Here is a 9,224-nt window from a genome sequence, read left to right as displayed (position 1 = left end):
CGCCCTCGTCGCCGCCATGCGGAAATTCATCATCATGATCAACACTATTCTCAAAAGACGAACCCCATGGAGCGAACCGCAACAACACGGTTGCTTGAGGTGCGTAGCCCATAGGGCGAAGCCTCGAAGGACGGGGCTGGCCACGGCCCTCGGCAGATGCTGATGCTGCTGAGCGGCGTTCAGCCACCCGCCCTCGTCCTTCGGGGCGCCTTGGGGGGGCACCTCAGAATGAGGGCTGATCGTGGTGCGTGACGCTGAGATGAGGTGTTGATATGCCGCACCGTCTCCCGGCCCTTCGCTTGGGCTCAGGGCGTTCGTCGCTGCAATCGATTCGCCGGATCGATTGCTCGGCTTTGCCGACCGCTCCTCACCCATTCCCGATCAGGATGCCGGCGGCGAGGACCAGGCTGCCGCCGAGCACGACCTGGAAGGCGGCGCGCAGGAATGGGGTTTCCATGTAGCGGTTCTGGATGAAGGCGATTGCCCAGAGTTCGAAGAAGACAATGATGGCCGCGGTGATCGTCGCCGTCCAGAAATGCGGGATCAGATAGGGCAGCGCATGGCCGAGGCCGCCGAGCGCCGTCATGATGCCGCAGGCAAGGCCACGCTTGACCGGCGAGCCCCGGCCGGAGATCTTGCCGTCGTCATGGGCGGCTTCGGTGAAGCCCATCGAGATGCCGGCGCCGACGGAGGCGGAAAGACCGACGAGGAAGGTCTGCCATGTATCCTGGGTAGCGAAGGCTGCGGCAAAGATCGGCGCCAGCGTCGAAACCGAGCCGTCCATCAAGCCGGCAAGGCCCGGCTGCACATAGGTCAGCACGAATTGCCGGTGCGCCGTCTCGTCCTCCTCGCGCCTGATATCCTCAGGCGTATGTTTGTCGCCAAGCATGCGGGCGATGTCTTCGTGCCCCTGTTCGGCGAGTGCGAGGTCGCCGAGCAGCTCACGCGTCGAGGCGTCGGTGGTGCGCTTTGCCGCCTCGACATAAAATCGATAGGCCTGCTCCTCCATCGCCTCGGTCTCCTGCCGCATCGCATCGAGCGACAGGTTGGCTCGCAGCCAGTCCGGCTTGCGTTCGTAAAAGCCCTGCACATGCTCGCGCCGGATCAGCGGGATGCGCTCGCCGAAACGTTGACGATGGATTTCGAACAGCGATTTGCGGTGCGTATCCTCGACCTCGGCCATATCTTCAAAGACCTTGGCCGAAGCCGGAAATTCAGGGCGCAGCTTGTCGGCATAGGCGAGATAGATGCGGGCGTCATCTTCCTCGGAGGCAATCGCAAGGGCGAGAATCTCCTGCTCGGAGAGCGAATCAAAGGATCGTTTCGGCGACCTGAAAAAACGCGCCAGCATAAACTTCTCCAAAAAATTTAGAATAATTCTAAACCTAGGCAAGGAAGCGATGGTGGTCAAGTGGCCGAGGCGGACCGGCTGACAGATTGCCGCAATCCGCACGAGCGGCTTTGGTTCGCTGAGGTAAAGACCTATATGAGAGACGCCGCATCATGCGGCGCCGGGGTTTATGATGAACAATGACATTCAGGGCCGCCCTGCCCATGTCGCGGCGATCCGCGAAAAGGCGGAGGCCGAGATGCGGACGATAGGGGTCGACGAGGCCTTTATCGGCAGGCTGGTCGAGACTTTCTACGGGCGCGTGCTGAAACATCCCGATCTCGGCCCGGTATTCGATGCGCAGCTTTCCGGCCGCTGGTCGGAGCATCTGGAGAAGATGAAGAGCTTCTGGTCGGCCGTTGCCTTCCGCAGCGGCGCCTATGGCGGCAAGCCGGTGCAGGCGCATACCGGCGTTCAGAACCTGACGCCCGATCTTTTTCCGAAGTGGCTGTCGCTGTTCGCCGCAACGCTTGACGATATCGCCCCCTCGCCGGAAGCCAAGGTCTGGTTCATGGCGACCGCCGAGCGGATTGCCAAAAGCCTGACGCTGTCGCTGTTCTACAATCCCGCTCTCGACGATCCCGCGAAAAAGGCGGGCTGATCACTGCCGAGCGGAAAAGGTCGCGCCGGCACTTGCGGCGACCACCAAGGCAGTTCCGGCCATCTGCAGCAGCGTCATCGGCTGGGCCAGAATGACGAAACCGGCGAGTGCCGCGATGGCCGGCTCGAGGCTCATGAGAATGCCGAAAGATGCCGTCGGCATGCGCCGCAAGGCGATCAGCTCCAGCGTGTAGGGAAGCAGCGGCACGAGAACGGCAAGGCCGACCATTTCAACAAGGCCGTAAGCATCGAGCTTCGGGATGGCGCCGGCGATGCCGAAGGGTGTCGCGACAAGAGCGGCGGCCATCAGCGATATGGAAAGCCCCTCCAGCCCCTTGAAGCTCGCGCCGATCTTTTTTGTCAGGACGATATAGATCGCCCATCCGGTTCCGGCGCCGAGGGCAAAAAGAATGCCCTCGATATTGCCGACCCAGCCTTCACCGTCATGAGCAAGCGCCAGAACGCCAAATGCTGCAATGAGAGGCCAGAGGAGACGCCGGCTGAGGCCATAGCCGATGGTCGCAACGGAAAGCGGGCCGAGAAAATCGATCGCTACGGCAAGACCGAGGGGAATGCGCTCGATCGCCGCGAAGAAGCTCATGGTCATCAGCGCTGTCGCCGCGCCGAGGACCAGAGCGCTCGTCCATTGCGCCCTGGTGTAGCTGAAGACGCGCGGCCGCACGACAAGGGCGAGAATGATGGCCGCAAAAGCCAGGCGCAGCCAGCTGGCGCCGGCCGGCCTAAAGGTTGAGATGGCTGAGGACGAGAGTGCGGCGCCGAACTGGATCGACGACATGGACAGGAGACACATTAGCCCGCCAGTCGCCACCCCGCCAAATGCTGTTGACGCCTCTGCGGTCAGCGTACCCGCGCCGACATTTGCTCTTTCTTCCATACCCGCCCCCTCGCCGATTGTGCGCTGTTCTTACGAAGACGGTCTGCGAGCGACAAATTCAAACTTCTGATCCGGCCAGTAAAAGGCCTTATGCAAGATCAGAGACGGCAGGCCAGGATGACCTCTTCGGCATCCTCCAAACTCATGTCGAACACCTTCCTGCCGATGTCGAAGCTGAAGCCGTTGCGGGCGAAGGCCGAAAGCTCTTTGGCCTTTCGCTTTTCGTCAAGCTCGACGCGGCGGAAGGGGCCGAAGGCGCGTTTGCGGGCAAATATCGCCGCAGCATAGAGATCGTCAGCCTCCTCAAGGGCGGCCTCTACCTTATCACCAGCGACGCCCTTGGCCGCAAGTTTCCGGGCGATGGCGCGCTTCGATTTGCCGCCGCGCAGCTGGGAGCGCGTGCTGATCTCGGCATAGGCGCGATCATCGAGCGCCTTGTTGTCATAGGCGAATTTGACGGCAAAATCGGCAAGGGCCTTGAGTTGCGCCGCGCCGATATCCTCGAACTTCTCCTTCGCCTTGCGGGTGATGGCGTCAAACAGCTGTTTTTCCGTCATCATCCGCCGTTCCAAGCGGTAGATGGCGGAGTTGCGGGCCCAGCTCAGCATGCGGGGCGTCGGAATGTCGGATGGAACGATCTCGTTGGTCATATCAAACGATCAGGCTTCCAGGCCCTTGAGGACATTGGCGACGTTGAGGCCAATTTCCGGCACGCCGTAACCGCCCTCCATGCAGGTGACGACGGGCAGGCCGGCGGCGGAGATCATCTCTCCCATGCGAATGAAGTCTTCCGACTTCAGCTGGAAAAAGGAGATCGGGTCGCGCTCGAAGGTATCGACGCCGAGCGCCACAACGATCGCCTCGGCGCCGAAAGCCTTGATGCGGGCGAGCGCATCGGCAAGGGCCGAAGACCAGACCTGCCAGGGCGTGTGCGGCGGCATCGGATAGTTGCGATTGGTACCCGTACCCTGCCCTTCGCCTTCCTCGTCGGCATGGCCGAGGAAATAGGGAAAGGCAAACAGGGGATCGCCATGCAGCGAGGCGGTGAAGACATCGCCTCTGTGATAGAAGAGATCCTGCGTGCCGTTGCCGTGATGGAAATCGACATCGAGCACGGCGACCTTCTTCGCACCGTGATCGATGAGCCGCTGGGCCGCGACGCCCGCATTGTTGATGAAACAATAGCCGCCGAAGAGATCGATGCCGGCATGATGGCCAGGCGGCCGGCAAAGCGCGAAGGCGAAACGGTTGCCGGCATTCAGCCAATCCGCGCCTGTGATGGCGCAACGCATGGAGGCGATCGCCGCTTCATAAGAGCCCTTGGTGATGGAGGTGTCGGCGGCATTGGCGTAATGACCGATTGCGCCGACGATATTATCGGGCACGCGCTGGCTGGTGCGGCGGACCGGGAAGGAATTGGCGATCGCTTCGCCTTCGAAACCAGCCGCCACCCAGCGATCCCAGACGGTAGCGAGAAAATCGAGATAGGCAGGATCATGCACCTTTCGGGCCGTATCCAGCCCATGCGCATCCGGTGCTGCGACATCGGCAAAACCCGCTTCCTTGACCGCCGCCAGGATCCACTCGGCGCGAAACGGCGCCTCGAAGGGCGTCACCAGCTGGCCGGCATAGAGCTCGGTCCTGGCATCGCGCAGCTTGTGGTCTTCGGAATAGATAACGCGCATTTCGGATCCGTCCTTAATTGGAATTCGAGGTTTACATGGGTCGGCCGCGACAAAAAAGCCGGCGCGGCGCTCTTGATCGCCAAGGTGAATGACTTCACCCTTCGCGATGTTTTGAGACCGAAGGAAATTTCTGCATGAACGTGCTGATGGTCGATGTCGACGGCGTGCTCATCCATGGCCGTCCGGCCGACGGGCTGCCCCACTTCACCTATCTCGAGCGCGATCTCGGCCTGCGACCCGATCTGCTGCAGCAGGAGTTTTTCCAGGTTCACTGGGGCGACATCATCATCGGCCGCGAAGCATTGGAGCCAAGGCTCACCGGCGTGCTCGCAAAGATCGCGCCCCATCTTAGCGCCGCGGCGCTGATCGATTACTGGTTCGAAAACGATTCCCGGCTCGACCGCAATCTGCTGGCGGATCTCGCCGCTCTCAGGCGAAGCGGCGTCACTCTCTTCCTGGCGACCAACCAAGAGCACAGGCGGGCGCGTTACCTGATGGAACAGCTGGGCCTTGGCGCCCATTTCGACGACATCATCTATTCGGCAGCACTCGGACACAGCAAGCCTTCGCCCGACTTCTTCCGGATGGCGACCGAACGTGCCGGCGTTCTGGCAGCGGAGATCGCCTTCATTGACGATATGGCGGCGAATGTCGAAACGGCGCGGCAGTTTGGTTGGAACGCGGCGCAATGGACGGCGGGGGCGACGTTGGCCGGGGCGCTTCCCATGTTTGCAAGGTGGGCATGAGCAGCACTGGCGCAATCAGGCGAGCCGCTTGTAGAACAAGGTGGTGTCGCAAAAGCCGCCTTCCGGCCACAGAGCATAATCGGGGATGACGCCGACGCGCTGCCAGCCCAAGCGGGGATAGATCGCCTCGGCATCGCTGCCGGTTGCCGTGTCGAGCACGAGCAGGGTCTTGCCGCGGGCGGCCGCCTCGCGTTCGGCGGCTTCCATCAGCAGCCGGGCAAGGCCGCGCCCGCGGGCGGAACGATGCACCAGGAGCTTCTTCAGATCGCCGCGATGCGGCTGGTTCGGCATCTGCGCGGCGCTCACCTGCACCGTGCCGACGATCCGGCCATCGAGTTCGGCGACAACAAGCAGGCTGCCGCCGCCGGCAACCGCATCGGCAACGTCCAGCCAATAGGGCTCGGCATCTTCAGCTCCATAGGGCTGCATGAAGCCGACCGAGGCGCCGCCCGTGACGCAATCGGCCAGCACCTCCGAGAGGGCCGGAATGGCAGCGCGGGCCTCCTCGGCAGAAAGGATGCGAATGTCAGGCATGTTCTTCTCCTGAAATGAAGGTCGTCATCGGCCGCCGCGATCGAGCACGACGCAATAGCGCGCCGGCGCATTGCCGGGATTATGAAAGGAATGGCCCTCGCCGACGGGCATGAACAGGCAATCGCCTGGACGCAGCCGGTAGACCGTCTCACCCGCCGTCATCTCCAACTCGCCATCGAAGAGCCAGACATGCTGCGTCATGCCATGGGAAGCCGCATGCGGTGGGAAGCTGACGCGGGCGCCGGGTGGGAATTCGACTTCGACGATATCGACGGCGGAGGCGGTGCCGGGCGCCGATACCGCGCGCCTGAGATAACCGGTCTCCGGATCGCGCCAGACCTGCTGCTCCTGCCGCCGCGCCAGCGGCGAGGCCTGCTGCCCCTCCTCTGCAAAGAAGGCTGACAGCGACAGACCGAGCGCGGCGCAGACCCTGGCCAGCAGCGAGGCGGTCGGGCTCGCCTCCGCCCGCTCGATGCGCGAAATCATCGCGCGGCTGACGCCCGACGCCTCGGCAAGCTCATCCAGCGTCAGGCCCTTTTCCAGCCGCAAGGTGCGAATGCGGCTGCCGATCGCCTGTTCGAGTTCCTGTTCCATCGCCGATCCATGATTCTACTATATGAGAAGTACATTATCTCATGATAGAATCAAGCCTCTCTCGATGCTTCATCTCGCTTGCCTTCACCCCCGCCCCGCCGATATATGGCAGCGGCGCTTGGAGAGCGGAGGACATCATGGACGGCAGCATGCAGAACACCGAAATCACGGGGAGCTTCACGGCCGCCGCCTGGGAGCGGATCAAGTCTCTTATGGCCGAGATCGAGCAATTGCCGCTCCTGGAACGGCTTTCGGACGGCACGCTGCCGCCGGAGGTTTTCCGTCACTATATCCTGCAGGACGCAATCTATCTGAAGCATTATGCCCGGTGCCTCGCCATCGTCGCGGCCAAGGCGCCGGATAATGCGCAGGTGCTGCGCTTCCTCGGTTCGGCGCAGAAGGCCATCACCGTCGAGCAGGGCCTGCATGCGGGCTTCCTCTCGCAATTCGGCATTTCGAGCGCGGATGTGACGGCCGCAGAGCCCTCGCCTTCCTGTTTCGCCTACACCAATTTCCTTCTGGCGACCGCCTATCACGGCTCCCATGCCGTCGCGCTTTCGGCGATCCTGCCCTGCTTCTGGATCTACATGCATGTCGGCGAAGGCATCAAAGGCAGGCCGGCAATCGAAGGCAATGTCTTTCAGGCTTGGATCAACACCTATGGCGATCCGCAATTTGCAGCCGGCGCCCGCGAGGTGATCGCACTGACCGATATCGCCGCCCGCGCGGCATCGGAGACCGAGCGCGCCGAAATGATGGACGTTTTCGTGCGCGCCTCGCAATATGAATGGATGTTCTGGGATTCGGCCTGGCGGCTGGAGAGCTGGCCGATCTGACGCACGCTGGGCAGACCCGCAAAATAGCGTAAAATCCGGGATAATTACCGCTTTGCGGCAGGGGGCGGCGCTGCTATATGGCGCGCATGAGCACCAATTCGACCACTCCGCTGTCCCATATCCGCAACTTCTCGATCGTGGCCCATATCGACCACGGCAAATCGACGCTGGCCGACCGCCTGATCCAGACGACGGGCGGACTTGCCGAGCGCGAAATGTCCGAGCAGGTGCTCGACAATATGGAGATCGAGCGCGAGCGCGGCATCACCATCAAGGCTCAGACCGTGCGCCTGCACTACCAGGCAAACAACGGCGAGAAATACATTCTCAACCTGATCGACACGCCTGGCCACGTCGACTTCGCTTATGAAGTTTCGCGGTCGCTGTCGGCCTGTGAGGGCTCGCTGCTCGTCGTCGACGCCAGCCAGGGCGTGGAAGCGCAGACGCTCGCCAATGTCTATCAGGCGATCGACAACAACCACGAGCTCGTCACCGTGCTCAACAAGATCGACCTGCCGGCCGCCGAACCCGATCGCATCAAGGAACAGATCGAGGAAGTGATCGGCATCGATGCTTCCGAGGCCGTGCTGATTTCGGCCAAGACCGGCCTCGGCATTCCCGACGTGCTGGAAGCGATCGTCCATAAGCTGCCGGCGCCGAAGAGCCCGGGCGGCGAGAAGGCGCCGCTGAAGGCGCTGCTCGTCGACAGCTGGTACGACACCTATCTCGGCGTCATGGTTCTCGTGCGCGTCATCGACGGCGTGCTGACCAAGGGCCAGACGATCCGCATGATGGGTACCGATGCGAAATACCAGGTCGAGCGCGTCGGCGTGCTGACGCCGAAGATGGTCAATGTCGACAGCCTCGGCCCCGGCGAGATCGGCTTTATCACCGCCTCGATCAAGGAAGTGGCGGATACGCGCGTCGGCGATACGATTACCGAAGACAAGCGCCCGACCGCGGAAGCCCTGCCGGGCTTCAAGCCGGCGCAGCCGGTGGTGTTCTGCGGCCTCTTCCCGGTCGATGCCGCCGATTTCGAAGATCTGCGCGCCGCCATGGGCAAGCTTCGCCTCAACGACGCCTCCTTCTCCTTCGAGATGGAATCGTCGGCAGCCCTCGGTTTCGGCTTCCGCTGCGGCTTCCTCGGCCTGCTGCATCTCGAAATCATCCAGGAGCGCCTGGAGCGCGAGTTCGACCTCGACCTCATCGCGACGGCCCCTTCCGTCGTCTATCAGCTGACGATGACCGACGGCAGCGAGCGCGAACTGCACAATCCGGCCGACATGCCCGATGTCGTCAAAATTGCCGAAATCCGTGAGCCCTGGATCAAGGCGACGATCATGACGCCGGACGATTATCTCGGCGGCATTCTGAAGCTCTGCCAGGACCGCCGCGGCATCCAGACCGAGCTGACCTATGTCGGCACCCGGGCGATGGTGACCTATGAACTGCCGCTCAACGAAGTGGTCTTCGACTTCTACGACCGGCTGAAATCGATCTCCAAGGGCTACGCATCCTTCGACTATCACCTCGAAGGCTACCGCGCAGGCAACCTCGTGAAGATGTCGATCCTCGTCAACGGGGAGCCGGTCGACGCACTCTCGATGCTCGTGCATCGCATGGCAGCTGAAAAGCGCGGCCGCGACATGTGCGAGCGGCTGAAGGAGCTGATTCCGAAGCACATGTTCAAGATCCCGATCCAGGCGGCGATCGGCGGCAACGTGATTGCCCGCGAAACGATCTCGGCGCTGCGCAAGGACGTGACGGCCAAGTGCTATGGCGGCGACGCCACCCGCAAGCGCAAACTTCTGGACAAGCAGAAGGAAGGCAAGAAGCGCATGCGCCAGTTCGGCAAGGTGGAGATCCCGCAGGAAGCCTTCATCGCCGCACTCAAGATGGGCGACGAATAACGCTTCTCAATGACGCTTATGCGCATATGATTTG

Annotated in this window: 10 protein-coding genes; 4 read left to right on the top strand and 6 right to left on the bottom strand. The window is 62.2% G+C overall.

The window, feature by feature from the left end; genetic code table 11:
• Nucleotides 1-367 precede the first annotated feature (367 nt).
• Nucleotides 368-1,351 carry an iron exporter MbfA gene (mbfA, locus tag GGD53_RS20775; protein ID WP_184458750.1) on the bottom strand — a complete coding sequence of 328 codons (984 nt, stop codon included), beginning with the start codon at nt 1,349-1,351 and terminating at the stop codon, nt 368-370.
• Between the two features lie 172 nt (nt 1,352-1,523).
• On the opposite strand from mbfA, the gene GGD53_RS20770 reads away from it, so the two are divergent.
• A complete protein-coding gene (locus tag GGD53_RS20770) occupies nt 1,524-1,991 on the top strand; it encodes a group III truncated hemoglobin (protein WP_184458749.1) in 468 nt (155 codons plus the stop codon).
• Here GGD53_RS20770 and GGD53_RS20765 read toward each other — a convergent pair whose 3' ends face one another.
• The 3 genes from GGD53_RS20765 to GGD53_RS20755 all read right to left on the bottom strand — a co-directional run bounded on the left by GGD53_RS20765 (nt 1,992) and on the right by GGD53_RS20755 (nt 4,570).
• Nucleotides 1,992-2,885: an EamA family transporter gene (locus tag GGD53_RS20765; RefSeq protein ID WP_184458748.1), complete on the bottom strand. Its 894-nt coding sequence runs from the start codon at nt 2,883-2,885 to the stop codon at nt 1,992-1,994.
• 98 nt (nt 2,886-2,983) lie between these two features.
• The gene (gene recX, locus GGD53_RS20760; protein ID WP_184458747.1) at nt 2,984-3,535 is read right to left on the bottom strand and encodes a recombination regulator RecX; all 552 of its coding nucleotides are present in this window, start codon (nt 3,533-3,535) and stop codon (nt 2,984-2,986) included.
• A gap of 9 nt (nt 3,536-3,544) precedes the next feature.
• Nucleotides 3,545-4,570, bottom strand: coding sequence for a histone deacetylase family protein (locus GGD53_RS20755; protein ID WP_184458746.1), 1,026 nt, complete (start codon nt 4,568-4,570; stop codon nt 3,545-3,547).
• Nucleotides 4,571-4,704: 134 nt separating this feature from the next.
• Here GGD53_RS20755 and GGD53_RS20750 point away from each other — a divergent pair, with 134 nt between their 5' ends.
• Entirely contained in the window at nt 4,705-5,316 is a 612-nt protein-coding gene (locus GGD53_RS20750; protein WP_184458745.1) for an HAD-IA family hydrolase, read from the top strand.
• A 15-nt stretch (nt 5,317-5,331) separates the two neighbouring features.
• Here the strand turns inward: GGD53_RS20750 and GGD53_RS20745 are convergent, their stop codons facing one another.
• Together GGD53_RS20745 and GGD53_RS20740 are read right to left on the bottom strand one after the other, a co-directional pair.
• Nucleotides 5,332-5,850: a GNAT family N-acetyltransferase gene (locus GGD53_RS20745; protein ID WP_184458744.1), complete on the bottom strand. Its 519-nt coding sequence runs from the start codon at nt 5,848-5,850 to the stop codon at nt 5,332-5,334.
• A gap of 24 nt (nt 5,851-5,874) precedes the next feature.
• Nucleotides 5,875-6,444 carry a helix-turn-helix domain-containing protein gene (locus GGD53_RS20740; protein WP_184458743.1) on the bottom strand — a complete coding sequence of 190 codons (570 nt, stop codon included), beginning with the start codon at nt 6,442-6,444 and terminating at the stop codon, nt 5,875-5,877.
• Between the two features lie 137 nt (nt 6,445-6,581).
• Between GGD53_RS20740 and tenA the strand changes: the two genes are divergently transcribed.
• Both tenA and lepA read left to right on the top strand, forming a co-directional pair.
• Nucleotides 6,582-7,280, top strand: coding sequence for a thiaminase II (tenA, locus tag GGD53_RS20735; protein WP_184458742.1), 699 nt, complete (start codon nt 6,582-6,584; stop codon nt 7,278-7,280).
• A gap of 77 nt (nt 7,281-7,357) precedes the next feature.
• Nucleotides 7,358-9,190, top strand: coding sequence for a translation elongation factor 4 (gene lepA, locus GGD53_RS20730; protein ID WP_085776615.1), 1,833 nt, complete (start codon nt 7,358-7,360; stop codon nt 9,188-9,190).
• Nucleotides 9,191-9,224: the final 34 nt, after the last annotated feature.

Source organism: Rhizobium aethiopicum, from assembly GCF_014197535.1.
Taxonomy (GTDB): Bacteria; Pseudomonadota; Alphaproteobacteria; order Rhizobiales; family Rhizobiaceae; genus Rhizobium; species Rhizobium aethiopicum_A.
Note: the sequence above shows the minus strand (reverse complement) of the source record. Positions and strands in the feature narration are given on the sequence as shown.

What these genes read in the sequence shown, in the direction of transcription:
- mbfA (WP_184458750.1), bottom strand. Translation starts at nt 1,351, where the DNA reads ATGCTGGCGCGTTTTTTCAGGTCGCCGAAACGATCCTTTGATTCGCTC.
- GGD53_RS20770 (WP_184458749.1), top strand. Translation starts at nt 1,524, where the DNA reads ATGAACAATGACATTCAGGGCCGCCCTGCCCATGTCGCGGCGATCCGC.
- GGD53_RS20765 (WP_184458748.1), bottom strand. Translation starts at nt 2,885, where the DNA reads ATGGAAGAAAGAGCAAATGTCGGCGCGGGTACGCTGACCGCAGAGGCG.
- recX (WP_184458747.1), bottom strand. Translation starts at nt 3,535, where the DNA reads ATGACCAACGAGATCGTTCCATCCGACATTCCGACGCCCCGCATGCTG.
- GGD53_RS20755 (WP_184458746.1), bottom strand. Translation starts at nt 4,570, where the DNA reads ATGCGCGTTATCTATTCCGAAGACCACAAGCTGCGCGATGCCAGGACC.
- GGD53_RS20750 (WP_184458745.1), top strand. Translation starts at nt 4,705, where the DNA reads ATGAACGTGCTGATGGTCGATGTCGACGGCGTGCTCATCCATGGCCGT.
- GGD53_RS20745 (WP_184458744.1), bottom strand. Translation starts at nt 5,850, where the DNA reads ATGCCTGACATTCGCATCCTTTCTGCCGAGGAGGCCCGCGCTGCCATT.
- GGD53_RS20740 (WP_184458743.1), bottom strand. Translation starts at nt 6,444, where the DNA reads ATGGAACAGGAACTCGAACAGGCGATCGGCAGCCGCATTCGCACCTTG.
- tenA (WP_184458742.1), top strand. Translation starts at nt 6,582, where the DNA reads ATGGACGGCAGCATGCAGAACACCGAAATCACGGGGAGCTTCACGGCC.
- lepA (WP_085776615.1), top strand. Translation starts at nt 7,358, where the DNA reads ATGGCGCGCATGAGCACCAATTCGACCACTCCGCTGTCCCATATCCGC.